This window comes from Priestia megaterium (genome assembly GCF_046599315.1).
Classification (GTDB): domain Bacteria; phylum Bacillota; class Bacilli; order Bacillales; family Bacillaceae_H; genus Priestia; species Priestia megaterium_F.
This window is the reverse complement of the sequence record NZ_JBKIKC010000019.1, coordinates 35,206-62,091: the sequence shown is the minus strand read 5'-3', so window position 1 is coordinate 62,091 and position 26,886 is coordinate 35,206. Positions and strand designations below refer to the sequence as shown.

Below are 26,886 nucleotides of genomic sequence, written 5' to 3'. Positions count from 1 at the left end.
ACATATGTATAGTCTAATTGATTTTCAAATAAAGGCACAAAAGCACCCCCTGATATAGAGTGAGGATGCTTATAAATAAATCCATTATGAAGCGCATTTATTTTTCCTATACGCGTTGTTTTCCCTAATTACATGCTTTAAAACCAATTTATTAAAAAATAAACATTTTTTACTAGAACGTTTATACATTTTAAATATTTTTCTATATGAGGCTCACCAATTGTCCTTGTCCTTATATTCTTAGCTTCGGTAATGCATCTTTAATGCTTTGGTAGACTAAAATAAAGGACATATCATCTTCTATAGTGCTCATATGTATGGCCATGTTAGGAGAAATTCCCCTTAAAACAAGCTCAGTTCCCATGAGCTTCAGTCAATTGTAAATATTAAGAATATCACGGCCGAATGAATTGTTAAATTGAGCTAACCCTGAGACATCTACAATTAAATAACGATCTTTGCTGCTTGTATTGCGCGAGGCGAAGCTGTTAAATAGCATTTCTATACGCCGGTCGTTTAACGTTCCGATTAATGGAAGAACAGAGATTCCTTCCTCTATTGGCACGATAGGTGTGGATAGTCTTTCGACTTCTTCTAAAGCTTGCTGAAGCTGTGATTTCTGTTGTTACATCTTTTTGAACACCGATAAAGTAGTATTTATCTTCTTCTACGTATGTTGGATCAATCGTCAACTGATTATGGAAAGAAGAGCCGTCTTTTCGATAATTGACAAGCGTAACAGAAACTGATTGATTGCGGCTGATAGCGCTACGAATTTCATCAATGTGGTGCGGGTCTGTAAGAGGACCTTGTAGAAAACGACAATTTTCCCCTAATACTTCTTCCTTATAGCCCGTCATAAGGGAAAAACCTTGATTCAGGTAAATAATTGGATTATCAGGCAAAGAAGGGTCGGTCACGATAATACCAGATTGTGAGCTATGAAGGGCTTTATTTAAAATGTGCCATTTTGAATCTTGAGCTTCAGGTGTAGTCAACGCATTCTCTCATTCCTTGGGATTTTTATAAAAATATTGTGACATAAACACCTTTAAAAAACAATTTTGGACATGTTTACTGTTACAGAAAGAATAAAAATAAGGAAAAATATGTTATGATAATCCAAGGGGTAAAGGGAGTGTGTACAAACGTGATAACTATTAATTTATTTAATGTTAGTTTCCTTGTGATGGCGCTAGTAGGCTTTATTCTCATTTTTTGTTTGCATCTAAAGTATAAGCGTCCGCTGTCATTATTTAGATGGTCTTTTTTATTTGGAATAATGCTGCTATTGCTAAGTGTATACTTATTTATGGCCACCAACCAATATATTCATTTGGTGTGGAATACGATCGGCTCAGTTATGACAGCCCTCTATCTTATTAGCATTATGGTGGGAGTAGAAGAATCATAAATACATATATTTGAAGGGCGATGTATGGCAGGTGGAAAATACATATAAGCGTATAAAAAAGAAAGATGGACTTAATTTCCATTCTGATGGCCTATGACAATGTAAAAAAACCTCGGCTTAAAGTGCTGAGGTTTTTTCGTCAAAAGAAAAGGATAATATTTAGTGAAATACTAGCCATATTTTATTGATTGTAGTAAAATGAAAAGTTATTATTCTATTTTTAGGTTGTTGCTATTGGAAACATGTGTTAGTCTAAAAGTGGTATATATTTTAGGCCATCCTGAAAAAGAAAGACGAGAAGCTTTTAACCAAGTTTCTTAAAAGCTTTACGTTTACTGAGGTGAAACAATGAAATCTCAAGTAGAACAATTTGTAGGCTATTTATTAGCTGGTGATCAAGATAGCGCTTGGGAAGTTGTGCTAGAAGAAATCCAACAAGGAAAGAACAGCCTAGATATTTACGAAAATTTAATTACAACCGCAATGCGAGTAACTGGAGATATGTGGGAAGAGAATATCATTTCTGTAGCTGATGAGCACGTTGCAACTACGACGTGTGATTATGTGCTAACTCGCTATCGCTTTTATAAAAAAATTCAGGGACACGCTTCAGACACCGCTCCAAAGGCACTGCTTCTATGCTTGGAACAAGAACAGCACTTTATTGGTTTAAAGATGGTGGCTTTATTGTTTGAAGAACAGGGTTGGAATACGCGCTTTTTAGGGGCCAATCTACCTCTGGAATACGCCGAGAAAATGGCTATGGAATGGAAGCCGCAAATGGTAGGATTATCTGTCAGCATCCCTTATCATATTGAGCGGCTTGCTGAATATACTAAAACTTTGGACAAATTAGAACCAAGGCCAACTGTAATGGTAGGAGGGCGCTTAGTTTCTCAAATTGATTTCCGTTCTTACTGTTCTAAGCATACACGCCTAATTCCAGATCTTCACCAACTAAATAACTGGTTAATCAGTTATCAAAAAGGAGTGGAAGTTAATGTCGATGCTTGAATATGTTCCAGTTCCTTACTTTTTAGTGGACACTGAATTTAATATTTTGGAATGTTCTCAACAATCAGGTCATTTGTTTAAGCCTTCAGCTAATTTTTTAGATCTTGTAGACGTATTTAGTCAAGAAAAGGCGAGAAAGTTCTTAAACTTGCGCCAAAAAGAGTCTAGAGAATTGTCGGTGGATGAGCCTCATGATGAGCAAACGCTTGTCCAAAGTCGAGGGCAGGCCATTCAGAAAGTAGAACTTGTGATGCAAACCAATGATTCGCCGTATTCACTGTTTGAATGCTTAATTCAATGGGACGGTGATGTAGGTCATTTAGTTTGTATTCGTCAAGATGAACGTATACAAGAGTTAACAAATCTTGTACAAGACCATCGGAAACGATTAGCAGATACAGATTTTGAGCTGCTTGAACAAAAAGAATGCCTTGAAAAATCATTACAAAAAATTAAGCAATTGTCCGCTTCTTTTATTAAATTATCCTCTAAAGTAGGACTTATACCTCTTTTTGGGGACCTAGACACAGCTCTTGTAGCTGAAAATACGTCCATTTTGCAAAACTGTGCGCACGAAGGAAATTACACTACGCTTCTATTTGACTTTGGAGGATTAGATCTATTAACAACCGAAGGAATTCAAGCTTTTGCAGGCTTTATGCAGTCCTTCTATCTCATGGGTATCACATGCTACATTATTGGCATGAAGCCGCACCATACGGCTTCTTTGAAAAATAGAACGTTTGGTGATCAAATTATTTATATGAATAATCTGAGTGAAATTATTGCCGTGAATAAAAATGTAAGTTAAAAGAGTAGAGGAGAAAAAAGAATAACTTTTTTCTCCTCTTTCTGTATACACTTCTCTTCTTATAATTAAACATCTATTGATATTCATACATCTTATGGATTGCGCTGCTAATTCTAGCAGGAAGCTGCTTGTTTTTAGTTAATCGCATGACAAAAAAGATTGAAGAAGATATAAAAGCTGACTAAAAGCCTCTTCTTAATAAAAGAAGAGGCTTTTTTATTATGAGTTTGCTGACATCGTATGAGACGGCAAAATGATGTCTTGGTCGACTAGAAAGGACAAAAGTTCTCGTGTAGCATATGACATATAGCGGTCTTTTTTTAAGATGATGCCAAGCTCCCACATTGGAGTAGGTGCAGCAATTGGAATACTTTTAATAAAAGGATTATTGATTTTTGGAAACACAGACTTTGGTAAAATAGCAATACCTAGTTCAGAAGCGACTAATTCAATAATCAAATCCCATTGAGAACTTTCATATGCTATTTTTGGATGGAAACCAGCTTGAATGCACTCGTGAATAATGCGATCATGAAGAGAAAAGTCTTTGCTGAACAGGACAAACGGCTCTTCTTTCAGCTCGCTCAAAGCAACAATTGATTTAGCTGCCAGCGGATGCTCATGGTGAATGTATAAGTTAAACTCTTCTTCAATAAACGGATAGACATGAAAAAGAGGGTTTTGAATAGGCAATACGATAATACCAAGGTCTACTTGTTCGTTTTCTACAAGTTCGACAATTCGCTTGGCACCAAGTTCCACAAGCTCTAACTTCACCTGAGGATGTTTTGATGTAAAGTTTTTTGCAATCGTCGGGAAAACAACAGTCCCTACTAAAGGAGGAATTCCCACTTTAATATCTCCTGTAGGCAAATTCCTTAAATCATCTAACAAAGCATGCAGTTCGTGAAGAGTGGATACCAGCTTTTGGCTTTGTCCGTATACAATCTGTCCTGCATCAGTTAACGTCAACTTTCGAGTCGAGCGATCAAAAAGATCTACGCCGAGTTCTTCTTCTAGTTTTTTTACAATTTTACTTAATGCTGGCTGAGACAAGTGAATTGCAGCTGCTGCTTTCGTGAAACTTTTTTGATTAACTACTTCCATGAAATGTTGCAGTTCTCGAATATCCATAAATTCCCCTCACTAGTATTCTTAGTTTTCATACTATTTATTCTATTTATCTATTTTACTTATGATTCAAATAAATGTAAACTCTTACATAAGGAAGTGAATAATGATTCATCTAAAAACCAGCACATCAAGTTCCTCTAAATACGTTAGAAATCCGCATATTTGTAAGCGTTAACAAAAAGCACCCTCGAAGAAAGTCCTAAGAAAATATTTTTTTCTCCCGTAAAACAAGGCCGCGAGCGCAGAAAGAGCACGTGTTGAAATGTTCATTTTGTATACTGTTCTGACAATTAAGAAAGAGGAATAAAATGGTATAGTGCACCACTAAGGTGAGTCTATTCATTCTGCAAACGAGCCGTACATAGAAAAAAGGGCTGGTTTGTTAAAAATAATTGGAGGAGTGGTTGAGATGACATACGTTAAAGGACTAGAAGGAATCGTTGCAGCTGAAACAAAAGTAGGGCATGTTGATGGAGAGAAAGGTCAACTGATTTATCGCGGATATTGGGCAAAAGATTTGGCGATTAATTATTCTTTTGAAGAAGTTTCTTATTTAATTTGGAACGGTACTCTGCCAAATCATGATGAGTTAAAAGCATTTAAACAAAAAATGGTGACTCATCGTACGCTTCCGGCTAATATTGTTGCATTAATGGACTGTTTGCCAAAAGATACAGAAGTGATGAGCGCGCTTCGTACATGTATCTCAGCATTAGGAGATCCTTCATACAGCTGGCCTCCAACAAAAGAGCAGGCGCTTGCGATTACAGCGATAACACCTACTATTATTGCCTATTGGTATCGTAAAATGAACGATTTAGAAGTAGTAGCGCCTAACGAACACTTAGATCATGTAGCAAACTATTTATACATGATTAATGGAGAAATTCCAGATCAAAGTTTGGTTACTGCGCTGAATGCATATTTTGTTTTGACGATTGAACATGGAATGAATGCTTCAACCTTCTCATCACGCGTTATTTCATCTACTGAGTCTGACATGGTTTCAGCTATTTGCGGAGCAATTGGCGCGATGAAAGGTCCGCTTCATGGAGGAGCTCCTTCTGGTGTTATTACAATGTTTGATGAAATTGGAAGTGAAGAGAATATTGAGCCTTGGGTTCGCAAAAAATTAGATAATAAAGAGAAAATTATGGGGTTTGGTCATCGCGTTTACCGTACACATGACCCGAGAGCAGAAGCATTAAAAGAAGTATCGAAACAAATCTCAGGAGATAACGGGCTATTTGATTTAATTGTTAAAATTGAAGATAAAACCATTGAATTACTAAATGAATACAAGCCAGGTCGAGGTATTTATACCAATGTAGAATATTTCGCTGCAGCGGTTATGAAAGCGGTTGAGCTCCCGTCTGAACTATTTACCCCAACTTTTACAGCAAGCCGTGTGGTTGGTTGGACAGCTCATGTCGTAGAGCAGTCAGAAAATAACCGTATTTACCGACCTCAGTCTGCGTATATAGGTTATACGCCAATCGAACAAAACCAATAATAATAAACCTAAATTCATATAAAAAACGTCGGTAGATCCGACGTTTTTTTCATATGGTTAAATATATTCCTTTTGAGAATAAAATCGCTTTAATAAATAGAATAATCCGACTGCTAAGCATAAACTTGCTGCAGCTAAGCTAGAGGTAATCATGGCGTGTTCACCTTCGGTAGGGGTATGTGAAAGTTTATAGCTGCTGTAGCATAAGAGCGCTGTGATACATAAACAGCAGAAGCTAATCAATCCATACCGCTTTTTGAACCCAATAATAGATAGTAATACAACCAAATAAATCCCGCTCACCATCATCATAATTGGAAACTGAGGGTGGAATTTAATTGTATATAACAAATAATCGATTTGAGAATAGTGATGAACCGCCGAGGACTTTGTTAGCCCTCCGGTCAAACTAGCTGATAAAGGTCCTTCAAGCATCGAAGAGCCGTTATACCAAGTAGCGACTGAGGAAAGTAAAAAAACAAAACAACTTGCAAATAGCTGCGTCATGCATTTTATTGACACGTATAGAAAGCTCCTCTCAATAACCATCTTTTGTTAATACAAGTCCGAAAATTATTATAGCAGGTTTTGAAAGTAAAAAAAGTACTATTGGGATGGTTTCATAAAACGTTCATATTTGAAAAGGTTTGTTTTTTTAAAAGAAAGGGAAGAAAGATGAAACGGAAGATTTGAATAGAGGAGAGAGAAAGATGAAACGGAAGATTTGAATAGAGGAGAGAGAAAGATGAAAGCAGCAGTAATTTTGAATCCAAACGCTGGAAACAAAAAATTAGTAAATGAAATTGACTTTATATGTGATCGGTTAAACACAGCATTTGATTCGGTTACTTTATATAAAACAGAGCAACCTGGAGACGGTGCCGACCTAGTAAGAAAATTAGAAGGCCAAGTGGATGTCATTATTGGGGCAGGAGGAGACGGAACAGTTTATGAGCTCATCAACGCTCTTGCTCCCCTAAAGCAACGCCCTTTATGTGCTATTTTACCTGGAGGAACGTGCAACGACTTTTCGCGTGCAATTGGAATGAATCAAAATCCTTTAAAAGCCGTGGAGCAAATTATAGAAAAGCAAACGGAGGCAGTGGACGTTGGAAAGCATGGCGAAGATTATTTTTTAAACTTTTGGGGAATCGGCCTCGTAGCTGATGTATCTGAAAATATTTTAGAAGAAAACAAAGAGAGATTTGGTAAACTCTCCTATTACATGAGCGTAGGTAGAACATTAAATCAAGCAGAACCTTTTCAACTAAAAATGACGAGTGAAAAAGCTTCCTATGAAGGAGAAGCCGTTATGGTGTTAATTGGAAATGGTCCTTTTTTAGGAGGAACTCGTGCTATGCTAGGAAACAGCTCATTTCAAGATGGATTATTAGATGTATTTGTTATTAAAGAAATGGGAGTTGAGCCGGTTATGGCATGGTTGCAAACCACTCCTGAAGAGGAACAGCTGAATCCTGAAAGTAATCTCATGCATTTTCGTGCAAAAGAAGTGCATATCGAAACCACTCCCGAAAAAACGGTAGATTGTGATGGAGAAAAGGAAACTACAACACCTTCAACAATTACGGTTCTCCACAATCACATAAATATGATAGTAGGAAACAGATAAAAAAACGCTGGAATTTTCCAGCGTTTTTTTATGAAGACAACCATTGCGGAGAAGTAAAGAGCATAATCATAATGCTGCTCATCGTAATAACAAGCATGGAATAGCAAAAAGCAGTAAATCCGATAATATGTAAGCCTACTATCATAATTGTACTATCTAAGATAAAAATGGTTATTCCTATATTAATTTTCCATTTTTTTGATACAATAATAGCAATTAAATCAAGCCCGTCCGAACTGATTCCGTAGCGAAGCATCAGCCCTATTCCCATTCCTACGAGCGCGCCTCCGAGCAATGAGCTAAAGAGCAAAGGAAGCTTCAGCGTCCCTTCGAGAATAGACAGCCATTCTGTCATGAAAAAAGAAACAAATAAACCGATACTTCCATAAAAAAAGTTTTGACGATGACGAAAAAAAGCATATAAATAGACAGGTACGTTCAAAAAGAAAATGGACATTCCAATAGGAGTTCCAAATACATAATATACGATAAGTCCAAATCCTATAAGTCCACCGTCTAGTAAGTGATACGGAGCAATAAATCCGTTTAGCCCTATTCCAATTAATAAGCTGCCACAGCAAATCGAAACCACTCTCGAAAAAATATTCCTCACCCTATACGTTAGATTTTAACAGGAGCACTCGTCCATCTATATATATGGCAAGCTTAGGTTATTTAGAAGTAAAGAAGAAGAAAAAAGAAAATTATGTAAAATATCATTGATTCTATAACTTTAATATTCTATAGTTAAGCTAACTTTGTTTTCACGACAATTTCTAGATCTTTTACGATAGAGTTTAACTGTTTGTGTGTTTTAATATATAAATAAATTATGTCCTGTAAAAAGCATACGATTGTAATAAGCTGATAAAAGTACGCCACTCTATAAAGGGGTTGATTACGTGTAGGATTCTCTTTCTTTTCAGTCATACTAAAAAGAAAGAGGGATTGTCGTGAAAAATCGTTCCGCACTTTTTTTATGGGTTGGTCAAAGCCAAGCCAATTTAGCAGATGTATTATATATTGTTGCGTTAATTAGCATTCTTTACGCTCGAAACAGTTCGCCTGTGCTGCTTTCGTGCATTCCGTTTACCATTACAACTGCTAAGTTTTTGAGCAGTTTCACTGTGCCTTTTCTTATAGATCGCTACAAAGTTAAGCGTATTCTTGTGGTGTCTCAGCTGTTGAAAACAAGTGTTTTATCTATGTTTTTCTTATGGGATCTGCCGCTTATTGGCATGCTGTGCTGCGTTGCGCTTATTGCTTTTTTTGATGGGTGGGCAGCTCCGGTTCAAAGCTCTATGCTTCCTCATTTAGTAGATAAAGAGAAGCTGTTAAGGTGGAACAGTACGTTCAATGTCACCGATCAAACGATTCAAATTGCAGCCTACCCGCTTGGAAGCTTCCTGATCATTAGTTGGAATGCTACTGGTCTTTTATGGCTGTCATTTTCGTTATTCAGTTTATCAATCGTATTCATGCAGGCCGTTCGTATACACGTTCATTCTTCTAAAATGAATCAAAAACAAGGCTTAAAAGAGGGATGGAAGCTAATTTGGCATTATCCGCGCCTGCGGGTTCTATTAGTCATGGAGGTTTTAGAAGGAATGGCTGCTGGCGTTTGGGCATCAGCTATTGTCTACGTGTTTGTGAAAGAGGTATTAAATAAAAATGAAGCTTGGTGGGGGTATATTAACAGCAGTTTTTTTATTGGAACGCTTCTTGGAGGTTTCGTTTTGTTGAAGCTTTCAGTTGAGCAAGAGAAAAGCCTTTATCGTATCGTAGCACTGGGCAGTCTTTTATCAGGTTTCTTTACATTATTGTTCGGAGTGACGTCTGTTCCTTTGCTTTCACTTTTAATTAGTTTCGCTATTGGCATTGCACTTCAAATGAGCGCTACGTGTTCTTACACGCTTACACAAACGGCCGTTCCGTTAGAAATGCTTCCTAAAGTGTTTTCCGCTACGCTGAGCGTTTCATATGTGACGTTTGGGCTTTCAGTGCTGCTGCTTGGAGCTATTGCTTCGCTAGATGTGACGGCGGCGTTTCTAACGGCAGGAGGACTCATTGTAATCAGTGGCTGTGTAGGTTTATTATTAAGGAACTATGCGCTTTATAAATAAGAAAGGTTGCTATTTGCAACCTTTTTTTAAAAACTTCGCATTTTCCCTCTTATATACAAGCCGTACAAGGTTTTTTGTTTTAAATACCTATTGTGTAAAAGTAGGAAGCTTTTCACGAAAATGAAAGGAAAAAAAGTATGGCTATCGAATTATGTTAAGAGCGTTGAGCTAAAAGGAGTGATTAAATGGTTGTCATTCGACAGGCGGTTGAAACCGATCGAGAGCGACTGGCTACATTAATGCAAGAATATATAGTGAAATTCTGTGAGCAGCCTGCCCCTTCTCGGAAAGCTTTAACTTTACATATTAAGCGCTTATTGAACAATCCTTCCTACGGCATACAGTTTGTCGCTGAATTGGAAGGGAAATTAGTAGGTTTTGCGACAGTGTACATATCGTGGAGCACCTATTATTTTCAAGAAACAGCTGTTTTAAAAGACTTGTACGTATCTCCTTTAAACAGAGGAAATAAAATTGGTGAACGTTTGGTTAAGATTTGCCTTGCCTATTCTCAAAAGTCTGAATTTGCAAGTATGACCGCTGAGTGCAGCAGTGAAAATTTAGTTGCCCAAAACCTTTATCAAAAAATGAACGGCAAAGAAAATGCAGGGATTCAATACCGTTTTTTTTAAGAGAAGTGCAGCTTTTACTTTTAAGACTTCTACTAAATGGCAAAAATATGTTATAGTATGAAAAGTGAAAATGATGAAAATGTTGGTGGGCTATATGTTAAATGAGCATATTTATAGTAGGAAGGAAGTTGGACTAGCTGTTTGAAAGGTGGCCATCCTATTTTTAGTATAGCCGCAAGGAAGGAGCAGGACCTTGAAAAAAAATCCAATCTTAAACGCGTGGAAAATAGTAACTGCGGCGAGCGGTTTTTTACTTGCGCTGTTTATCTTTAAAGTCCGAAAAGGAAGATAATCATATAAAAAAAGCTCCTGAAACCGAGGAGCTTTTTATTATTTAGTAATAGGAAACGTCAATGGAGTCACTGTTGATAAAGAATCTTGGTAGGAATGATAGGTGAAATAATGACGTTTTGAACTATAGATAGTCATATAAAGTAAATAATCATATTTTGTTTCCATATAGAAAAAAACACCGTCTACTTCGAGTCTATAGAAATAGTACGAAATTCCGAGTAATGTTTGGTTTTGTACGGTTGTGCTTGGATTTTCTTTAATCCATTCATACAGTTCAAACACACTCACTCCTGGTGGTGAGTGCAGTGTATGTACTTTATCGTATAACTTATCAGATGCATCGTAAACCGACTGTTTTAATTGGTGAAATAAGTTGGACATTTGTTCTTTCATCATGATGATCTCCTTTATGGGTAGTCACCTATTAGCATGCTCAAAGAAATCCGCGCTTATGTATAAGTTAGTGGATCGCTGATTTGAATTTGCCACCTTGCGCTTCTTGTGTATCCATAATCGTTGTAAATGCATGCGGATCAATTTCAGAAATAATGGTTTTAAGCTTGGTAATTTCTAAACGCGTCACCACTACGTATATGACTTCTTTTTCTGTACCTTCAAATCCGCCTTTACCATACAGTTTCGTAACTCCCCTTCCCAGGCGATGCGTAATAGCATCTGATAGCTCTTCATAGTGATCTGAAACAATAAAGGCTGCTTTTGTTTCATCAAGCCCTTGAATAATGGCATCAATAGTTTTAGAAGCAATATAGTACGTAAGGATAGAGTACATGGCCTGTTCCCAACCTAGCACAAACCCTGCCCAAGCAAAAATGAAGATATTTAAAAACATTACAAATTCGCCCACAGAAAACGGAATTTTTTTTGTTAATAAAATGCCTAAAATCTCAGTTCCATCTAACGCGCCTCCGTGACGAATGACTGTCCCTACACCTGCTCCTAATAGTAGCCCCCCAAATACAGTAGCAAGAAGCGGTTCAGATGTTACAGCTGGAACGTGGTGCAATTGAGACTCTACAATGGATAAAGCAACAACTGCAAACATAGATGAAAAGCAGAAGCTCTGACCAATTTGTTTATATCCACTATATAAAAAAGGGAGATTAAAGATGATGATAAGAAGACTGAACGGCAATTTCGTTAAGTAAACTAAAATTAGAGAAATACCGATAATACCACCATCAATTACGGAATTTGGGACTAAAAATAATTCGATAGAAACGGCAGCCAAGGAAGCTCCAATTAACATCATAATGTAGCGATAAATGAGCCGACCTGCCTTTTCCTTTTTGTGCTGTTTCGTTGTCATAAAATCTTTCCTTTCAAAATACTGCCTCTACGCATTAAACAGACTCTTACTAGTATAACTAAGTTTTGGGAACTCTATCCAATCTTCTACTTTAAAAAAGACTAGCCAGAATAAACAAAATCCTGTTAAATTAAACGGTAGACATTTGCTAGAATAAAGGAGTTGTACATATGATAAACGTTTATATTCCAGCGCTTCAAACAAGCGCTGGCGAAAAAGCTGCACGCTATATTGATACATTAACAAAACCGCTAGGAAGCCTTGGAAGAATAGAAGAAATAGCAGTTGAATTAGCGGCAATGACAGGGGAAGTTTTTCCGACAGTCACTCCACCAGGAGTCCTCGTTTTTGCAGGCGATCATGGAATTGTAAAAGAAGGAGTTTCAGCTTATCCCCAAGACGTAACGGCACAAATGGCGCTAAATTTCTTGCAGGGAGGAGCAGCTATTAACGTGTTTAGTCAGCAAATAGATGCACAGTTCAAACTGATTGACATCGGCATTGCTTCACACCTTTCTCATAAGGACCTTGTACAACGAAAAGTGAAGCTAGGCACGGCTAGTTTTCTTAAAGAAGACGCGATGACGCGTAATGAGGCAGAACAGGCTGTTCAAGTCGGATATGAGGAAGCTGAAAAGCTTATTTCCCAAGGAATCAAATGTTTAATTGTAGGAGAAATGGGCATTGGGAATACTACGTCAAGCACGGCTATTTTAGCTGTATTAACAGGAGAAAAAGTCTCTAAGCTTGCAGGAATGGGCACAGGCATTTCTGACGAACAACTACGCCACAAAGTGAACGTGATTGAAGAAGCGCTGCAAAACAGGCATATTAACCCTCAAGATCCGATTGATATTATCAGTAAAATAGGAGGGCTTGAAATTGCTGGAATGGCAGGTGCTATGTTAGCTGCTGCTGCTCATCGCATTCCTATTTTAGTAGATGGTTTTATTTGTACAGTTGCAGCCCTTCTAGCGACAGAAATCAATACACAAGCAAGAGACTATATGTTTGCTAGTCACCAATCTGTTGAACAAGGTCACGCGTGTGCGATGAAGCTTCTTGATAAGAAACCGCTTCTCAATCTCAATCTGCGCTTAGGTGAAGGAAGTGGAGCTGCTGTTACATTTCCGCTGCTACACTCGGCTTCACTGATGATTGCCAATATGGCCACGTTTCAATCTGCGGGAGTGTCTGAAAAAGAATAAAATAAAAAAAGACATGGGAAGAAAACCATGTCTTTTTTGTTTATTTTATAAAAAAACTTATATTTTTAACATCATAAACCAGTAAATGCTAAAGCTAGCACCTGTTAAAATAAATGATCCAATAATTAACAATACCAGTGCAACGCGTCGTTTAATCGCTTGAATTTCTCTATCTTTTGGCAACCGTCCCATTGGTCTTCCTCCATTATGTAAATATTTCACGTATTTTCCTATTTTACTCCGCTTTAAAAAGAGAGAACATATGTCAAAGTTACTAAAAATCAAATTATTCTACAAAAAATTTGTATCCCTGTTACAGCAGTGCAAAGAATACGTATTCTTCTAGTTAGAAAAGAAATAATCTAAAGGTTTACTTACATGACAACAACCTTTATCATATAACTGACTATACTATGATGTTATCCAAAGTTGGAAGAAATCTCAATAAATGTGAGTATTATAATTACATAATAAGAGTCGGAAAATTTTAAAAAAAGAGTGTGAGCAAACATGAACGGTATGTTGATTATTCGGAAAGGTGCTCCTTTTTACGAAGGAGCTTCCGTGCCTATTCCAAAAGATAAAGCCTGTATTATCGGACGAAGCAGTGAAGAATGGGAGCCTTATCTGGCTTTTCAAAGTGCTTACATTTCACGCAAGCATTTTGAAGTAACGTATGAAAATAATGCATTTTTTATTACAGACTTGTTTAGTAAACACGGTACAAAAGTGAACGGAGAAGAGTTACGACCTGGAACTGGTCGTTTATTGAAAGAGCACGATATCATTACCTTAGCAAATGAGGAGGCAGCGTTAGTATTTAAAAATGACGATAACGACATGGATGTAACCCTCGATTTAGGACCTATGCTAAAACAAATAAGTAAGCCGTTTTATACATTAGATCCAATTTTACAGAAAGTAAAAGTAAAAGGGGAAACGTATATTTTGTCAGATAAAGAATACGCATGCTTAGCGTATCTTCTAGAAAACAACAATCAATTTGTTTCAAAAGAAGCATTAAAAAAAAGCGTTTGGCCTGAACGAGTAGAGTCAAATGGAGAAATTCTAGTAGCAGCGGAAGAGCTGAATGCGCTGATTTACCGCGTGCGCAAAAAGATAGGCATGTATTTAGAAATCGAAGTGATTCGAGGAAAAGGATACTGGCTGCACTTTAACGAAAATGGACGTGAATAGAATCACGTCCATTTTTCAGTCTAGTTTTACAGCATGTACACGTATGTGTTTAGCTTCTGCTAGCCAAGATCCGTTTTGAAAAAGCTTGTCTTGCATTCTATTTTCTAAGCGTGTAATGATGACATTTTTTGTTTCTGTCGTTACGTGAGCAAAAAGGGGAGCTGCATTTGTTTCCAGCCAATTACGCAAGCCATTTTCCCCTTTTAACAAGAAGGGGCGACTGTAGTGTATGGCAGTGGTGACATGAAAATTATGTGATTCCAAAAGGGAAGAATATTCAGCTACAGAAGGAAAATACCAAGGAAAATCTACTTCGCGATAAGGAATATCAAACGTTTTGAATTGACGAATGATTTCTGTGAAAATTTCGTCCATATTTCCTTTCCCCCAAAACTCTGCTACAAATCGGCCATTTGGTTTTAAAGCATTGTAAATGTTTTTAATGACAAGGTGGGGGGGACGGATATCATGCAAAGTTGCATTGGAAAAAACAGCTTCAAATTGTTCGTAATAAGGAAGGTTAAGGGCATTTAATTGTTCAAAAGATAGAGTCGGATACTGATGACGAGCCTGTTCAACCATATTTTCAGAGCAATCGATGCCCGTTGCATGGACACGAAGCTTATCGAGCTGCGAAATGAATTCACCAGTGCCGCAGCCAATATCTAAAATATGTTCGTCAGCTTGAGGAGAAAGAAGGTTCATAGCACTTCCTCCAAATGAAGAAACAAACGGAAGATGATACACTTGAGCAATTTTTTGTTGATTAACAGTTTGACTCATGAAGTGATTCCTCCTTTGTAAAAGATGATGACTATCGTTTTATAAGAAGAAACAAGCTTTGAATAGTAGATATGAAGTGATTGATAGAATTATACCATATATCTAACTTATTATCCCGAAAACTGCAAAGAAAAAGCGCACCAAACTTCTAGCTTGGGCGCTTACAGGCATAAACTTAAACTATTTTATAACCTTAACCGAACTGAACAAATAGAGGAAGATCCGTATGACCCATTTCACGCACGTATACGTATAAATTTCCTTTATGATGAATTTCGTGGTCAATGGCCATTTGTAAAATTTGACTTCCAGCAAGCTTTCTTCCAAACGCTGCAGTTGTGTCAATTGTTTTGTTTAAATCACCTTCGCTAAGTGAGCGTAATACGTCTACTGTTTTTTTCGTATATTCAGCTGAAAGGTCTGATAATGACTTACCGCTAAAATCAGCTTTTTGACCAAGTGGAGATAAATCGCCGGATTTTACCACTGATGCAAATGCATAAAAAGATGTTAAAATATGCGTAGATAGGTCAAAAGCGGACATAGATGTTGGAGCAGGCTTGTAGTCGTAGTGACCTGCTTCAATTTTGTTGATTAATTCATTGGTTACGTTTCGATGGGCTAAAAAATGATAAGTAATTTGTTCAACTGTCATAATGAAATGCTCCTTTATTATGTATTTCGCTTCTGAGTATAGCATCTGAACATCAGAAAGCGAAGAAAAAACCTTCATACAAAGAAAAACAGCTGCATGTAAGCAGCTGCTTTTCTTATTATTAGAAATTACGTTGTTTTAACTCTTCAAGTAATAACTCCATACCTTCGCGGCTTAAAGTTAATTTGCCATCTGCGATTGTTACGTTGTCAGAAGATACTTCGCCAGTAATCGCACAAGCACCATTCGGCTCATATTTCTTTAAAATAATTCGATCTGTTTCGACAAAAATTTCAACAGGATCTTTTACATCTATTTCAAGAACACGTCTTAACTCTTTAGGAATTACAATACGACCTAAATCATCTACTTTTCTTACAATACCAGTCGACTTCATTTTTTAATCACCTTTACTTTTATATTTTATTAAGTACACAAAATATTATTTTTGGAATTTCTAAGATGATTATATACTAGATAACCGCTAAATTTGTCGAAGTTATTAATATGTAAATGAACTGTAATATTATTGAAATATTATCTGTAAATACAAATCCTCCTACAATATGGAATATGTAGGTCTCTTTGTATGATATAGGAGATACAGGAATTAATTACATTTGACATACAATTTTTTTTATGTTTATACAGCAGTTTGCGGGTAACTGCATGTAAGCGTTGAAGCAAATAAATTGAAAGAATGAAGAAAATACGATTAAATTTAAAGGTGGACCCCCAAAACAATTAAATCGTAATAATTACGTATTTCAAATAAAGAGAAAAAATGTATAGGAAAGGATGACAAAAAGTTTGGCAAAAAAATCAAAAGTTGTAAAAGAACAAAAACGTCAAGAGATAGTGGCGAAGTATACGCAATTACGTCAAGATCTGAAGGAAAAAGGAGATTACGAAGCGTTAAAAAAATTGCCTAGAGATTCTTCGCCAACGCGCTTAAATAATCGCTGCCGCGTTACCGGTCGTCCGAGAGGCTACCTTAGAAAATTTGAAATGTCACGCATTGCTTTTAGAGAATTGGCCTACAAAGGACAAATTCCAGGTGTTAAAAAAGCAAGCTGGTAGCATAAAAGCCCTCATAATGAGGGCTTTTATTATTTATTAGCTGCAAAATATCGAGCAATTCCTTGATAAATACCTGTAGATATTTGCTGCTGATACGCGTTAGAAGAAACAATTTGCTCATCGTGAGAATTTGATAAAAAGCCCAATTCAAGCAGTACAGCACGCTGGTTGTTTTCTCGAGTAACATAATAATCTCCAAAACGAACGCCCATATCCTTCATAGAAGGCGCGTTTTCAACCATGCTTTCTTGAATATATTTCGCTAATTCTTTATCTTTGGCTTCACTGTAATAAAATGACGCAATGCCGTTTGCAGAAGATGAAGTAGAAGCGTTATAGTGAATGCTGATAAATGCATCTGCATGCTTTGCTTCACTAACGTTCACACGTCCGCTCAGTGAAATAAAGGTATCGTTTGACCGCGTCATAAATACATTTGCTCCAGAATTAGCTAAGCGGCTTGCAACAAGTTTTGCTGTTGTTAACGCTAGATTTTTCTCAATTGATGATTTACCTGAAGTGCCAGGATCATATCCGCCGTGCCCAGCGTCTACTACAATAATTTTATCTTTCAAAGCAGCAGATGGAGCAGGTGAACTAGCTGAAGTTGTGGAACCAGCCGGAGCTGTTAGCCCTTTTGATACCCATGCTGTTTGACTCGCAGAGTACTGAATTTGCACCCAGTCATTTGCTTCACTTATTTTTTTAAATCTTTCACCTGCTTTTGCTACACGAATAATTCCCGCACTTAAGCTCGGCTGAGTACGCAAATTTGAAGCTTTTGAAATTTGAATCGACTGGGCTGTTTGTGAAGACTGTCCAGAATCAGCTTTTAAATACCGACTCGCCACCCAGCCCGTTTGACCTGCTGACGTTTTAATCTGTGACCAAGATCCGCTTTCTTTTAACACCGTTACTTGCGAATTATGTGGTAAGTTCGTCACGATGGACGCGCTTGTGCTTGCAGAAGAACGAACGTTTAAAGAACTGGCGTTAACAACCGCCGACTTGGATGAGGTAGAGCCAGAGTCGTTAGTGGGAGTAGAAGAACCAGAGTCCGCTTTTAAATACTGACTCGCCACCCAGCCCGTTTGACCACTTGCCGTTTTAACCTGTGACCAAGATCCGCTTTCTTTTAACACCGTTACTTTTGAATTGCGTGGTAAGTTCGTCACGATGGACGCGCTTGTGCTCGCAGAAGAACGAACGTTTAATGAGCTAGCGTTAACGATTGCTGATTTGGATGTCGAATTTGCCGTAGACGTACTGTTTATTTGTGTTTTGCTTATGTATTGAGACGAAATCCAAGCGTCTTTACCATTATAGGTAATTTTAGCCCACCCTTTGCTTTCGTCTACTATATTAACGGTGTTTCCTTGTGTTATTTTCCCAACGATGGCACCGCTTGTACTAGGCGTTGCACGTACGTTTAACGATGTAGCAGTTACTTTCGCCGATTCAGCTGCGTCTGCATCAATCGAATGCAAAAGCAATGAAGAGCTTAAAAGTACAGAAGAAACAGCTGTGTACATAATATGTTTTTTATTCATTTTTTCCTCCTTGCAAATTACAAATTTCATCATAATTTTATTGGTATACAAAGCATATATCGGTAATAAATCCAAAATTTCAAGTAAAATCTACTATTATCTTCTTCTACCGACATTATCCATCATACTATATGACGAAATTCAATTGTATAATGAATTTGAACTATCTGTTATTCTTAACTACAAAATTTTACATTAATGTAAAATGTATTCATATTAGAGGTAGGATTTAGGGATATAAGGGGTGTTTAAAAGTCTTTAGTCCTTTGTTCACCTGCATTTTGAAAAAATGTCTTAGGCTATAAAAAATATGAAATAGTATAAAGAAAGCAAGTGTGAATATGATAGAGAAGAAATAGAAAATAAAAGCGTATCTACCTTTTGAAGGAGGAAACATCCACAATTATGAAACATTTAGAATAAAAATAACAACAATATATAAAATAATATAAAGCCTGTCCATATCGATATAAAAATTTTGACACAAGCTAAAATTAAATTATTAGAAAATTCTTTCTTTTTATTCTGAATCATGGTACAGTATAAAAAAGTGAAAGGGTGGAAACCAATATGCGAAAGATTGTTCAGTATGAAACAAAGTGGTCGCTTTTGTATCAAATGGAAAAAGAAGCGTTACTCAACACACTAAAAGATTTTTCAGTAGACATTGAACATATTGGAAGCACGTCCGTTCCAGGATTGGCAGGTTCACCAATCGTTGATATTTTAATTGGAGTCAAACGTGAAGAAGATATAAATGAAGTACGCGCCATATTAAAAAATACATCTCACGTATATGTAGCGGAAAAAGAGATGTTTATCTTATTAAAAGAGGGTGTGCAGGCTGCGCACTATCCTACAATTATGACAGCTAAGAACGCGCGTAAGCTTATTCCATACGATGCTAGAAGAAGTCATGTGTACGTAACGGTCAGTGAATCACCTTACTGGAATGAACGCATTGATTTTCGAGAGCATTTACGCTCGAGCGAACGTGCTAGAAAAAAATATGAAGGTATGAAATACGAGCTTTCAAAACGATTGTGGAACGATATTTCTACTTATGAGTACAAAAAGGAAGAATTCATTCAGCGCAGTCTATAAAAAACGTCATTTCAATTGAAATGACGTTTTTTGATTAATTGTCCTGTAAAACAATGGTCTCAAGCTTGTTAGTAGTATTTACTGCAAGAACCGTATAGTTTTTACCGCTCTCAAGGTTTGTTCTAGGAAGACTTAGTATTTCTTTTCCATCCGCTGTGGAAACAGAGAAATCGTATGAACCCGGATCTACTACTTGATAACCTGAAATGCTTTTAAAAGATAAATCCTTAAATAAAGGGGCAGCCCCTTTAGGGCCTACATTTACCGCAGGAGCATCAGGAGATAAATGAGCAATACGTAGGCTTGCTTTTCCATCCATTCCTTGCTTATTATTTGTGAAGGCCTGTAGTTCAAGATTTTCTGCTTTATTTACGGCTGCTACTGTATACGATTTTCCACCGTCTACAACAAGTGTAGCTTCGATGATCGAATCTTTTGTGCCTTTCGTTTTTGCTTCGTATACTTCTACTTTATGAGAACCAGCTGACAAAGGCAGGGGATTGGAGACATCTTTAAATTTTGCTCCTTCTACCAAGGCTTTGTCATCCACAAAAATGTCTACAGCTGGAGCATCTGGTGAAACATGAACAATGCGAACTTCTGCATTTTGAGCTAGCCGCTCATCTGCAGCAGGAGGTGTTTCAGCGGCAAATACTAACATGCGACTAAGTGCCAAGAATGCAATCGCTGCTACCATTACGAATAGTCGTTTCATCAAGTATCACTTCCTTTTTTAGTATGCACAGCTTTATGTAAAGAGAAGGACTGTGCAGTTGTTAGCGTATACTAAATGAAATCAACTATTCGTTTGTTTGTTAACTTTTAACGTGTTTACTGAGATTTTTGACGAAAAAATCGAAGAATAGCCAAAATATTGTACAAAGCTGTTAAGAACCATGTGAATAAAAAGCCTAAGCCAAGCCTAATATTGGCATCTGCATATGTATGCGTGAAGTCGTCATATACAACGTAGGCAAGAGGAGCAATCGACAATAAAAATAAAAGAAAAAACAAAAGCGTTTTTGACCTGCTTGAGGGGAAGGTTAAATAAAATAAAAATAAAGCGGCAAACAATAGAAGGCTGTCTCGAATAGTCCAAGATAAAACTCCAATATGTGGATTAGCGAGAAGGAAAGTTGGAGCAATTGAAAGGAGGAAAAGGAGAGAAAGCAAAGTCATGCGAAAGGAGTGCTTTTTTGTAAAAGCCGGTACTAATAAAAACGCTGCGGTTCCACCCAAAAGAAAATTGCAAATTAAAATAAACTCCATACAAACACCTCATTTATTGAGTATTACTTTTAGTTTATTCAGGACGCTGTTAAAGTAGATAAAAAAAACTGCGATGTTAATCGCAGCTTTCAATTATTCAAGTTTAAATTCTTAACCTTGTAATGTTTTTACATCTAAAGGTGCTACAAGTACTCCAGTTTGAGCAAATGCTACAAACTTTTGGAAGTGAGCTGATTTATTATGAGATTGGATTGCTTCTTCGCTTTTCCACTCTTCAATCATCATAAACGTGTTCGATGTAAACGCATCTTCAAATAGTTGATAGTTGCTGTTTCCTTCTTCTTGTAAAGAATGCTTAATTAGTTCTTGTACGTTTTCTAAAAATTCTTCTCTTTTTTCTGGATTAACTTTCATTGAAGCTTGTAAATGAATCATCGATGGTTCCTCCTTTAATAATGATGGTGCTTTATATTATTTGTTTTGTTTTTAATCTTTCATTCAATTTATTATTAAAATGAAGACAAGTTCGAATATCATCGAACAACGAAACTATAACACTGATTAAATAACAGCGCAAGGATTTTAGTTCGAAAGTTACCGAACATTGATACACAAAAGAAGCTATGTTATATTTTAAGCATGAGAAAACCTTATCAACCACCGAAATCTGAAATTAAATTAACGCCTATTTTACACGCGTTGAGTGATCCTAACCGGCTGCGAATTGTACAGTGTTTAGCGACAAGAAAGGAGCAGACCTGTTCGTATTATCAAAAATTAAATGTATCAAAATCAACGCTATCACATCATATTAAAGTACTTCGCGAAGCTGGAATTATCAAACTACGTATAGAAGGCACGCAGCACTATTATTCCATGCGTTTAGAAGAGCTTGAGGAATTATTCCCAGGCCTGATTCCTTCCATTATAAATATAGATGAACAGTTATTTTAAAAGCTGAACGATGTGTCGTTCAGCTTTTTTGTTCAAAATAAATATGTCCATGCAGGCTGCATCCGGGATTAAAAGAAGAATGACAGTGAGGGCAGGTGGAGCTACAGGTTAAGTATTCATCAATTGATAGCTCATTTTTACATACTCCGCAAAGAATAGCTTTTTCATTAAACATAGATTTTGGCCATCTTTTAATATCATGATCTGCATGCCCGTTATGACATTGATAGCATGGATAATATGTATTACAGCAATAAAATTTTATTGCGATAATATCTTTATCAGTATGATAGTGCGTGCAGCGCGTTTCGGAATCCACGGTTTCACCTTTTATTGTAGGTACAGGTTTGTTCATTACGATCACCTCTTATGAAAAGTATAGCATGCTTTTATACGCCTTATCATACATATGTAAAAAGAAAAATGCTATAATAAAACCATCGTTTTACATGTCAGATTGCATGCTAAAAAGATCAGATAAAAATTGATGTCAAAACAGATCAATTAAGTGAAGTAAAGAGAGGAAGAAAAAATGAGTAAGCAAGTTATCGTTTTTACCGGAGGCGGAACAGCTGGACATGTAACGCCAAATATTGCGATTATGAAAGAATTAGACAGTGAAAAATGGGATATCCATTATGTCGGTTCTCACAATGGTATTGAAAAAGAATTAATTACAAAATTAAACATTCCATATCATCCGATTTCAAGCGGAAAGCTTCGTCGCTACGTGGATATGGAAAATGTAAAAGATGTATTTCGAGTAGCAAAAGGAGTTGGCGATGCACGTCGCGTGCTGAAAAAGTTAAAGCCCTCTCTTGTTTTTTCAAAAGGCGGTTTTGTCACAGTGCCTGTTGTAATGGCTGCTAAATCTCTAAATATTCCCGTGTTCATTCATGAAAGTGATTTAACACCGGGACTGGCAAATAAAATTGCGCAAAAATTTGCCACTAAAATTTTCACTTCTTTTGATGAAGCGGCAAACTACTTTCCAAAAGAAAAAGTGCAGGTTGTTGGTTCACCTATCCGAAAAGAGCTATTTAGCGGAAGCGCAGCAAATGGGGAAAGCTGGCTTCGCTTTTATGATAAGCGCCCAATCTTAACTATTATGGGGGGAAGTTTAGGAGCGCGCCGCATTAATGAAATTGTTCGAGAGTCTTTGCCTGAACTGCAAAAGAAATTTCAAATTGTACATCTGTGCGGAAAAGGTAATATTGATACAAGCCTTGAAAAAGAGACGGGCTACCGTCAGCTAGAATACGTAAATGAACAGCTTCCTGATGTCCTAGCAGCAACTGATTATGTGATTACACGCGGCGGATCAAATGCCATCTTTGAGTTTTTAGCCCTTCATAAACCGATGATGATTATTCCTTTATCAAAAGCGCAAAGTCGCGGAGATCAAATTTTAAATGCACAGTCCTTTAAGAAAAAAGGCTACTGTATGGTTGTAGAAGAAGAGCAGTTGACAAAAGAATTGTTTTTGCGTGAAGTGAATGAGCTTCAGCAACAGGCAAGTACAATGAAGCGTACAATGCGTGAAGCAACAAAAACGGATGCCATTTCAATTCTTGTAAATGAAATTGAAAAAATGAGCTAAAAAGAGCGTTCTTATCGAGGAGATAAGAACGCTCTTTTCTGAAAGAGGCGGAGGGATTAGGCCGTAAACTAATTCATGATGAAATGGAAAGTATTTTGTCACGCACGTCTGAACAAAATTTTGTACCAGTTGTAGATGATCAAAACATTTTTATTGGACCCGTGCGGCGAAGAAAGATTATAGAGTATTGCACCTCTCAACTTTTTATACATGAAAGAGCCCCTCTAAATGTGAAGATTTAGTTAAGTTTGCGTAAAAAACATAATTTTTACATAAAAGGTAGTCTCTTTTTATATAATTAATGTTATAATAAGAGGTGTAAAGACGAAACTTGCGTAATGTAAGCCTCTAACATTTGTTAGAGGTTCTTTTTTTACATAACATAAAACATTTGATTTCAGTTCTTTCTATGGTTAAGTTAGAATAAGTGTTAAAGTAAGAGGTTTTCTTGCTTTTTTACATAAGAAAAGTGAGCTGTACAAAGGAGACAAAGTATATTGACTACGGAAAAAACAAAAAGCGATCAATTACGCAGCATATTCAAAACTATTATCTTCGCTATCGCTCTAGTATTTATGATTCGCGCATTTTTATTTTCTCCGTATATTGTAGAAGGCGCTTCAATGAACCCAACGCTGCATAACGGAGAGCGTTTGTTTGTGAATAAACTGTCGTATTCGCTCCATGATATTCGCCGTGGAGATATTGTGATTATTAAAGATGAGGCTAAGAATAAGCACTATGTAAAAAGAGTAATCGGTCTGCCAGGTGAAAAAATCGAAATGAAAAAAGATCAGCTTTATATTGATGATAAAAAAGTAAGTGAACCTTATTTAAAAACGAATCGTCAAATTGCCAACAATATGGATATGGAGCTTACAGGAGATTTTGAACCTATTCAAATACCTGAAAACGAAGTATTTGTAATGGGTGATAACCGTCTGTACAGTATGGATAGTCGCAACGGTCTAGGTCTCATTGATGAAAAAAGGATCGTTGGAAAAAGCGAATTTGTATTTTATCCCGTCAAAAAAATAAGAAAAACAACGTAAAAAGAAATGCCGCTGAAGGCATTTCTTTTTTTATGCCTATGTCTACTCCGCCTAAAGATGGGCAAACTAAGAGAAAAAGGTGTGAATCAATTGAAGACAGCCTACGAAAAATTGTTTAAGCATTTTAAATTTGTGGATGCTCTTGAGATGAAAAACCGATTAGCAATGGGGCCTATACTTACATACGCTTCACGGGAAAACGGAGAAATATCCGATATCGATATGACCTTTTACGAAAAACGAGTAGGGGGCGTCAGTATGGTAATTGTCGGCCCCGCGTTTATCACAGAAAATGGGCAAGTAGCACATGGCCAAATCGGAATTCATCGTGATCAGGTAATACGAAAGCTTCATCAACTGACTCAAACCATTCATAGAAGAGGAGCTAAAGCGATTCTTCAACTAACACACGGGGGAAGAAAGTGCGTAGAAATGAAAAATAAGTGGCAAGCAATTAGTCCGAGTGAAAAGCCTTATAAACGTAAAGGCAAAAAGCCTGTTCAAATGACCGAGCGCGATATAACTTATATTGTTCAAGCGTTTGGCGAAGCTACCACAAGAGCTATGGAGGCGGGATTTGATGGAGTAGAAATTGACGGAGGAAATGAATGTTTACTGCAGCAGTTTATGTCAAGGCAAGCAAATGAGCGAAGTGATTCTTATGGAGGAAGCGCAGAAAACCGCTTCACTTTTGCGCTTGAAGTCATTCGTGAAGTAACGCGTCGAGCAGCTCATGCGGGCAAACCATTTATTGTGGGATATACATTAGCACCTAAAGAAAAAGGATATTTAGGAAATAAAGTGGAAGATACATTTGAGTGGATTGATTGTCTTGTTCGTACAGAAATTGACTATTTACATGTTAGTGCCTTACATGAATCTACTTCAAGAAGTGAAGAAAATCGTTCACTCCTTTCTTCGATTATTAAGCACGTGAATCACAGGGTTCCTCTTGTGGGTACAGGAGGACTTACGGCAACAGAAGTAGCAGAAGCTTTTGAGCAAGGGCTGGCTTTAGTTACAATTGAACAGGCATTAGTCGTACAGCCGGATTGGGTGGAAAAAGTGATAAATAGCGATGAGCCTGCTTCTATGGATGTGACGTCATTAGATAAAGATGTGAGTTTGCCCCCGGAAGTGCTAGCTCATTGGAAAGACATGCATAAAAACGACCGCCCTTATTAAGTGAGCGGTCGTTTTTATGTTTTTGACTTAACAAGAAAAATTTTATTTTACTGATACTATAACCAAGCAGTATTCATAGACTAAAAGAAAAAACCAAAAACACAGTTGACTTCTAGGAATAGTTAGGATTACAATATAAACAACTTATTCATAAAACGGACAGCTGATCGGACATACCGAAGGCTTCTAGCAAACAAGTGTTGGAGGCCTTTTTGTGCTTTCTAACAGAAGATTAAAGTGGAGGGACAACATGAAAAAGTTAATTACGTTTGCACTTATTGGCTTTTTAGCTCAATTAATTGATGGATCACTTGGAATGGCATACGGGGTGACATCAACTACGCTACTTTTAACGTTTGGAATTGCACCAGCTGTGGCTTCGGCATCTGTTCACTTAGCAGAAGTTGTAACAACAGCAGCTTCTGGTGTTTCACATATTAAATTTGGAAACGTCGATAAATCGATGGTCTTAAAGCTGATTATCCCTGGTTCCATTGGGGCTTTTGTAGGCGCCTGCTTCCTAAGTAATTTACCCGGAGATGCAGTAAGACCTTACGTCTCAACATTCTTATTGCTATTAGGAGTTTATGTATTATTTCGCTTTTTATTTACGTTTAAAACAAACGAAGAAAAAAACACCAAACCTTTATCGACTAAGCAGTCCATTCCATTAGGATTAATTGCTGGATTTGCTGATGCTACAGGAGGCGGCGGCTGGGGGCCGATTGCAACGCCTGTATTGCTAGCTAAAAAAGGCACAACGGCACGGAAAGTCGTTGGAACCGTAGATACAAGTGAATTTGCTATTGCCGTTTCAGCTACACTTGGCTTTTTAATTTCTCTTGGCTGGGAGCAAGTAAACTGGTTCTGGGTAGGAGCCCTTATGATTGGCGGAATTATTGCGGCTCCGATTGCTGCATGGTTTGTTCGTATTATTCCAGCTCACTTGCTTGGTTCGCTTGTTGGTGGTTTTATCATTTTAACAAATGCTAGAACCCTCTTAAATACATGGGTATCAAGCAGCACAACTCAGATAGCTGTGTATGCATTCATACTTATTGTGTGGGCAGCAGCGATCATTTACTCATTTTTACAGGGGAAAAAATATAATCAAAATCGAAATGTAGAAGTCTCGTAATAAAGAGGCAGGGACAAAAGTAGTTTAGTTGAAGGAAGATCCGAACGATGAATCGAGATTCTAGATGGAGAATCCAACTCGTTCGGATTTTTTTATGGTGATGGTGAACATAGGTTTTATGTATGTTGTGGCTTCTAGCTGTGGATTAGAGGGCAAGACGAAGACTCCTGCGGAAAAAGCGGAATAGGTGAGACCCCCGGAAGTGTAAGTGCTGAGGAAACTCACCGGCCGCCTGCGGAAAGCGAAGTCTTGCACGGA

31 protein-coding genes are annotated in these 26,886 nt (G+C 37.2%); 16 read left to right on the top strand and 15 right to left on the bottom strand.

Annotated features, from left to right (window positions below):
- Positions 1-488: 488 nt before the first annotated feature.
- Positions 489-998 carry a PAS domain-containing protein gene (locus tag ACLHDF_RS28570; RefSeq protein ID WP_413921804.1) on the bottom strand — a complete coding sequence of 170 codons (510 nt, stop codon included), beginning with the start codon at positions 996-998 and terminating at the stop codon, positions 489-491.
- A gap of 152 nt (positions 999-1,150) precedes the next feature.
- On the opposite strand from ACLHDF_RS28570, the gene ACLHDF_RS28565 reads away from it, so the two are divergent.
- The 3 genes from ACLHDF_RS28565 (at position 1,151) to ACLHDF_RS28555 (ending at position 3,239) form a co-directional block, all read left to right on the top strand.
- Positions 1,151-1,414, top strand: coding sequence for a hypothetical protein (locus ACLHDF_RS28565; RefSeq protein ID WP_413921803.1), 264 nt, complete (start codon positions 1,151-1,153; stop codon positions 1,412-1,414).
- A 348-nt stretch (positions 1,415-1,762) separates the two neighbouring features.
- Positions 1,763-2,428 (top strand): B12-binding domain-containing protein, encoded by a 666-nt coding sequence (locus ACLHDF_RS28560; protein WP_413921802.1) that lies wholly within the window; start codon positions 1,763-1,765, stop codon positions 2,426-2,428.
- Complete coding sequence (locus tag ACLHDF_RS28555) at positions 2,415-3,239, top strand: STAS domain-containing protein (RefSeq protein WP_413921801.1); 825 nt, start codon at positions 2,415-2,417, stop codon at positions 3,237-3,239. The genes ACLHDF_RS28560 and ACLHDF_RS28555 overlap by 14 nt, the downstream gene beginning before the upstream one ends.
- A 219-nt stretch (positions 3,240-3,458) precedes the next feature.
- Here the strand turns inward: ACLHDF_RS28555 and ACLHDF_RS28550 are convergent, their stop codons facing one another.
- Entirely contained in the window at positions 3,459-4,373 is a 915-nt protein-coding gene (locus ACLHDF_RS28550; protein WP_413921800.1) for a LysR family transcriptional regulator, read from the bottom strand.
- 409 nt (positions 4,374-4,782) lie between these two features.
- Here ACLHDF_RS28550 and ACLHDF_RS28545 point away from each other — a divergent pair, with 409 nt between their 5' ends.
- Complete coding sequence (locus tag ACLHDF_RS28545; RefSeq protein WP_413921799.1) at positions 4,783-5,886, top strand: citrate/2-methylcitrate synthase; 1,104 nt, start codon at positions 4,783-4,785, stop codon at positions 5,884-5,886.
- Between the two features lie 57 nt (positions 5,887-5,943).
- Here the strand turns inward: ACLHDF_RS28545 and ACLHDF_RS28540 are convergent, their stop codons facing one another.
- Positions 5,944-6,408, bottom strand: coding sequence for a DUF4306 domain-containing protein (locus ACLHDF_RS28540; protein WP_413921798.1), 465 nt, complete (start codon positions 6,406-6,408; stop codon positions 5,944-5,946).
- A 223-nt stretch (positions 6,409-6,631) separates the two neighbouring features.
- On the opposite strand from ACLHDF_RS28540, the gene ACLHDF_RS28535 reads away from it, so the two are divergent.
- Entirely contained in the window at positions 6,632-7,516 is an 885-nt protein-coding gene (locus ACLHDF_RS28535) for a diacylglycerol/lipid kinase family protein (protein WP_413921797.1), read from the top strand.
- A 28-nt stretch (positions 7,517-7,544) separates the two neighbouring features.
- Here ACLHDF_RS28535 and ACLHDF_RS28530 read toward each other — a convergent pair whose 3' ends face one another.
- Positions 7,545-8,108 carry a YitT family protein gene (locus ACLHDF_RS28530; RefSeq protein ID WP_413921796.1) on the bottom strand — a complete coding sequence of 188 codons (564 nt, stop codon included), beginning with the start codon at positions 8,106-8,108 and terminating at the stop codon, positions 7,545-7,547.
- 361 nt (positions 8,109-8,469) lie between these two features.
- Between ACLHDF_RS28530 and ACLHDF_RS28525 the strand changes: the two genes are divergently transcribed.
- Entirely contained in the window at positions 8,470-9,639 is a 1,170-nt protein-coding gene (locus ACLHDF_RS28525) for an MFS transporter (RefSeq protein WP_413921795.1), read from the top strand.
- Positions 9,640-9,824: 185 nt separating this feature from the next.
- Positions 9,825-10,271 carry an N-acetyltransferase family protein gene (locus ACLHDF_RS28520; protein ID WP_413921794.1) on the top strand — a complete coding sequence of 149 codons (447 nt, stop codon included), beginning with the start codon at positions 9,825-9,827 and terminating at the stop codon, positions 10,269-10,271.
- A gap of 330 nt (positions 10,272-10,601) precedes the next feature.
- On the opposite strand, the gene ACLHDF_RS28515 is transcribed toward ACLHDF_RS28520, so the two are convergent.
- Together ACLHDF_RS28515 and ACLHDF_RS28510 are read right to left on the bottom strand one after the other, a co-directional pair.
- Entirely contained in the window at positions 10,602-10,961 is a 360-nt protein-coding gene (locus ACLHDF_RS28515; protein WP_413921793.1) for a hypothetical protein, read from the bottom strand.
- A 64-nt stretch (positions 10,962-11,025) separates the two neighbouring features.
- Complete coding sequence (locus tag ACLHDF_RS28510) at positions 11,026-11,892, bottom strand: YitT family protein (protein ID WP_413921792.1); 867 nt, start codon at positions 11,890-11,892, stop codon at positions 11,026-11,028.
- Between the two features lie 170 nt (positions 11,893-12,062).
- Between ACLHDF_RS28510 and cobT the strand changes: the two genes are divergently transcribed.
- Positions 12,063-13,100 carry a nicotinate-nucleotide--dimethylbenzimidazole phosphoribosyltransferase gene (gene cobT, locus ACLHDF_RS28505; RefSeq protein ID WP_413921791.1) on the top strand — a complete coding sequence of 346 codons (1,038 nt, stop codon included), beginning with the start codon at positions 12,063-12,065 and terminating at the stop codon, positions 13,098-13,100.
- Positions 13,101-13,157: 57 nt separating this feature from the next.
- Here the strand turns inward: cobT and ACLHDF_RS28500 are convergent, their stop codons facing one another.
- Positions 13,158-13,292, bottom strand: a complete 135-nt coding sequence (locus ACLHDF_RS28500) for a hypothetical protein (protein ID WP_013057740.1) — start codon at positions 13,290-13,292, stop codon at positions 13,158-13,160.
- A 318-nt stretch (positions 13,293-13,610) separates the two neighbouring features.
- Between ACLHDF_RS28500 and ACLHDF_RS28495 the strand changes: the two genes are divergently transcribed.
- A complete protein-coding gene (locus tag ACLHDF_RS28495; protein ID WP_413921790.1) occupies positions 13,611-14,297 on the top strand; it encodes an FHA domain-containing protein in 687 nt (228 codons plus the stop codon).
- A gap of 15 nt (positions 14,298-14,312) precedes the next feature.
- On the opposite strand, the gene ACLHDF_RS28490 is transcribed toward ACLHDF_RS28495, so the two are convergent.
- From ACLHDF_RS28490 to ACLHDF_RS28480, 3 genes are all read right to left on the bottom strand, one after another.
- A complete protein-coding gene (locus tag ACLHDF_RS28490; RefSeq protein WP_413921789.1) occupies positions 14,313-15,080 on the bottom strand; it encodes a class I SAM-dependent methyltransferase in 768 nt (255 codons plus the stop codon).
- 193 nt (positions 15,081-15,273) lie between these two features.
- Positions 15,274-15,735, bottom strand: a complete 462-nt coding sequence (locus ACLHDF_RS28485) for a DinB family protein (RefSeq protein WP_413921788.1) — start codon at positions 15,733-15,735, stop codon at positions 15,274-15,276.
- A gap of 121 nt (positions 15,736-15,856) precedes the next feature.
- Complete coding sequence (locus ACLHDF_RS28480) at positions 15,857-16,132, bottom strand: AbrB/MazE/SpoVT family DNA-binding domain-containing protein (protein ID WP_013057736.1); 276 nt, start codon at positions 16,130-16,132, stop codon at positions 15,857-15,859.
- A gap of 413 nt (positions 16,133-16,545) precedes the next feature.
- Between ACLHDF_RS28480 and rpsN the strand changes: the two genes are divergently transcribed.
- Positions 16,546-16,815, top strand: coding sequence for a 30S ribosomal protein S14 (gene rpsN, locus ACLHDF_RS28475; RefSeq protein WP_413921787.1), 270 nt, complete (start codon positions 16,546-16,548; stop codon positions 16,813-16,815).
- 29 nt (positions 16,816-16,844) lie between these two features.
- Here the strand turns inward: rpsN and ACLHDF_RS28470 are convergent, their stop codons facing one another.
- Positions 16,845-18,365: an SH3 domain-containing protein gene (locus tag ACLHDF_RS28470; RefSeq protein ID WP_413921786.1), complete on the bottom strand. Its 1,521-nt coding sequence runs from the start codon at positions 18,363-18,365 to the stop codon at positions 16,845-16,847.
- Between the two features lie 570 nt (positions 18,366-18,935).
- On the opposite strand from ACLHDF_RS28470, the gene ACLHDF_RS28465 reads away from it, so the two are divergent.
- Positions 18,936-19,469, top strand: a complete 534-nt coding sequence (locus tag ACLHDF_RS28465) for a GrpB family protein (protein WP_413921785.1) — start codon at positions 18,936-18,938, stop codon at positions 19,467-19,469.
- A gap of 34 nt (positions 19,470-19,503) precedes the next feature.
- On the opposite strand, the gene ACLHDF_RS28460 is transcribed toward ACLHDF_RS28465, so the two are convergent.
- The 3 genes from ACLHDF_RS28460 to ACLHDF_RS28450 form a co-directional block, all read right to left on the bottom strand.
- Entirely contained in the window at positions 19,504-20,184 is a 681-nt protein-coding gene (locus tag ACLHDF_RS28460) for a DUF4397 domain-containing protein (protein ID WP_413921784.1), read from the bottom strand.
- Between the two features lie 116 nt (positions 20,185-20,300).
- Complete coding sequence (locus tag ACLHDF_RS28455) at positions 20,301-20,738, bottom strand: hypothetical protein (RefSeq protein WP_413921783.1); 438 nt, start codon at positions 20,736-20,738, stop codon at positions 20,301-20,303.
- Between the two features lie 111 nt (positions 20,739-20,849).
- Complete coding sequence (locus tag ACLHDF_RS28450; protein ID WP_413921782.1) at positions 20,850-21,134, bottom strand: putative quinol monooxygenase; 285 nt, start codon at positions 21,132-21,134, stop codon at positions 20,850-20,852.
- A 204-nt stretch (positions 21,135-21,338) separates the two neighbouring features.
- Between ACLHDF_RS28450 and ACLHDF_RS28445 the strand changes: the two genes are divergently transcribed.
- Positions 21,339-21,653 (top strand): ArsR/SmtB family transcription factor, encoded by a 315-nt coding sequence (locus tag ACLHDF_RS28445; protein ID WP_413921781.1) that lies wholly within the window; start codon positions 21,339-21,341, stop codon positions 21,651-21,653.
- Between the two features lie 19 nt (positions 21,654-21,672).
- On the opposite strand, the gene ACLHDF_RS28440 is transcribed toward ACLHDF_RS28445, so the two are convergent.
- Positions 21,673-22,008 carry a CHY zinc finger protein gene (locus ACLHDF_RS28440; protein ID WP_413921780.1) on the bottom strand — a complete coding sequence of 112 codons (336 nt, stop codon included), beginning with the start codon at positions 22,006-22,008 and terminating at the stop codon, positions 21,673-21,675.
- Between the two features lie 177 nt (positions 22,009-22,185).
- Here ACLHDF_RS28440 and ACLHDF_RS28435 point away from each other — a divergent pair, with 177 nt between their 5' ends.
- The 4 genes from ACLHDF_RS28435 (at position 22,186) to ACLHDF_RS28420 (ending at position 26,628) form a co-directional block, all read left to right on the top strand.
- Entirely contained in the window at positions 22,186-23,253 is a 1,068-nt protein-coding gene (locus tag ACLHDF_RS28435) for an undecaprenyldiphospho-muramoylpentapeptide beta-N-acetylglucosaminyltransferase (RefSeq protein ID WP_413921779.1), read from the top strand.
- A 497-nt stretch (positions 23,254-23,750) separates the two neighbouring features.
- On the top strand, positions 23,751-24,305 hold the full coding sequence (gene lepB / locus ACLHDF_RS28430; protein ID WP_413921778.1) for a signal peptidase I: 555 nt from the start codon (positions 23,751-23,753) through the stop codon (positions 24,303-24,305).
- A gap of 81 nt (positions 24,306-24,386) precedes the next feature.
- Positions 24,387-25,490 (top strand): NADH-dependent flavin oxidoreductase, encoded by a 1,104-nt coding sequence (locus ACLHDF_RS28425; RefSeq protein WP_413921777.1) that lies wholly within the window; start codon positions 24,387-24,389, stop codon positions 25,488-25,490.
- Positions 25,491-25,740: 250 nt separating this feature from the next.
- Positions 25,741-26,628, top strand: a complete 888-nt coding sequence (locus ACLHDF_RS28420; RefSeq protein WP_413921776.1) for a sulfite exporter TauE/SafE family protein — start codon at positions 25,741-25,743, stop codon at positions 26,626-26,628.
- Positions 26,629-26,886: the final 258 nt, after the last annotated feature.

Excerpts from the sequence above, each read along its gene's own strand:
- ACLHDF_RS28435 (WP_413921779.1), top strand. The coding sequence starts at position 22,186 with ATGAGTAAGCAAGTTATCGTTTTTACCGGAGGCGGAACAGCTGGACAT.
- ACLHDF_RS28495 (WP_413921790.1), top strand. The coding sequence starts at position 13,611 with ATGAACGGTATGTTGATTATTCGGAAAGGTGCTCCTTTTTACGAAGGA.
- ACLHDF_RS28490 (WP_413921789.1), bottom strand. The coding sequence starts at position 15,080 with ATGAGTCAAACTGTTAATCAACAAAAAATTGCTCAAGTGTATCATCTT.
- ACLHDF_RS28520 (WP_413921794.1), top strand. The coding sequence starts at position 9,825 with ATGGTTGTCATTCGACAGGCGGTTGAAACCGATCGAGAGCGACTGGCT.
- ACLHDF_RS28460 (WP_413921784.1), bottom strand. The coding sequence starts at position 20,184 with ATGAAACGACTATTCGTAATGGTAGCAGCGATTGCATTCTTGGCACTT.
- ACLHDF_RS28440 (WP_413921780.1), bottom strand. The coding sequence starts at position 22,008 with ATGAACAAACCTGTACCTACAATAAAAGGTGAAACCGTGGATTCCGAA.
- ACLHDF_RS28470 (WP_413921786.1), bottom strand. The coding sequence starts at position 18,365 with ATGAATAAAAAACATATTATGTACACAGCTGTTTCTTCTGTACTTTTA.
- ACLHDF_RS28560 (WP_413921802.1), top strand. The coding sequence starts at position 1,763 with ATGAAATCTCAAGTAGAACAATTTGTAGGCTATTTATTAGCTGGTGAT.
- cobT (WP_413921791.1), top strand. The coding sequence starts at position 12,063 with ATGATAAACGTTTATATTCCAGCGCTTCAAACAAGCGCTGGCGAAAAA.
- ACLHDF_RS28420 (WP_413921776.1), top strand. The coding sequence starts at position 25,741 with ATGAAAAAGTTAATTACGTTTGCACTTATTGGCTTTTTAGCTCAATTA.
- ACLHDF_RS28500 (WP_013057740.1), bottom strand. The coding sequence starts at position 13,292 with ATGGGACGGTTGCCAAAAGATAGAGAAATTCAAGCGATTAAACGACGC.
- ACLHDF_RS28480 (WP_013057736.1), bottom strand. The coding sequence starts at position 16,132 with ATGAAGTCGACTGGTATTGTAAGAAAAGTAGATGATTTAGGTCGTATT.
- ACLHDF_RS28550 (WP_413921800.1), bottom strand. The coding sequence starts at position 4,373 with ATGGATATTCGAGAACTGCAACATTTCATGGAAGTAGTTAATCAAAAA.
- ACLHDF_RS28450 (WP_413921782.1), bottom strand. The coding sequence starts at position 21,134 with ATGATTCATTTACAAGCTTCAATGAAAGTTAATCCAGAAAAAAGAGAA.
- ACLHDF_RS28485 (WP_413921788.1), bottom strand. The coding sequence starts at position 15,735 with ATGACAGTTGAACAAATTACTTATCATTTTTTAGCCCATCGAAACGTA.
- ACLHDF_RS28515 (WP_413921793.1), bottom strand. The coding sequence starts at position 10,961 with ATGATGAAAGAACAAATGTCCAACTTATTTCACCAATTAAAACAGTCG.
- ACLHDF_RS28445 (WP_413921781.1), top strand. The coding sequence starts at position 21,339 with ATGAGAAAACCTTATCAACCACCGAAATCTGAAATTAAATTAACGCCT.
- ACLHDF_RS28555 (WP_413921801.1), top strand. The coding sequence starts at position 2,415 with ATGTCGATGCTTGAATATGTTCCAGTTCCTTACTTTTTAGTGGACACT.
- ACLHDF_RS28510 (WP_413921792.1), bottom strand. The coding sequence starts at position 11,892 with ATGACAACGAAACAGCACAAAAAGGAAAAGGCAGGTCGGCTCATTTAT.
- ACLHDF_RS28545 (WP_413921799.1), top strand. The coding sequence starts at position 4,783 with ATGACATACGTTAAAGGACTAGAAGGAATCGTTGCAGCTGAAACAAAA.
- ACLHDF_RS28455 (WP_413921783.1), bottom strand. The coding sequence starts at position 20,738 with ATGGAGTTTATTTTAATTTGCAATTTTCTTTTGGGTGGAACCGCAGCG.
- ACLHDF_RS28465 (WP_413921785.1), top strand. The coding sequence starts at position 18,936 with ATGCGAAAGATTGTTCAGTATGAAACAAAGTGGTCGCTTTTGTATCAA.
- ACLHDF_RS28535 (WP_413921797.1), top strand. The coding sequence starts at position 6,632 with ATGAAAGCAGCAGTAATTTTGAATCCAAACGCTGGAAACAAAAAATTA.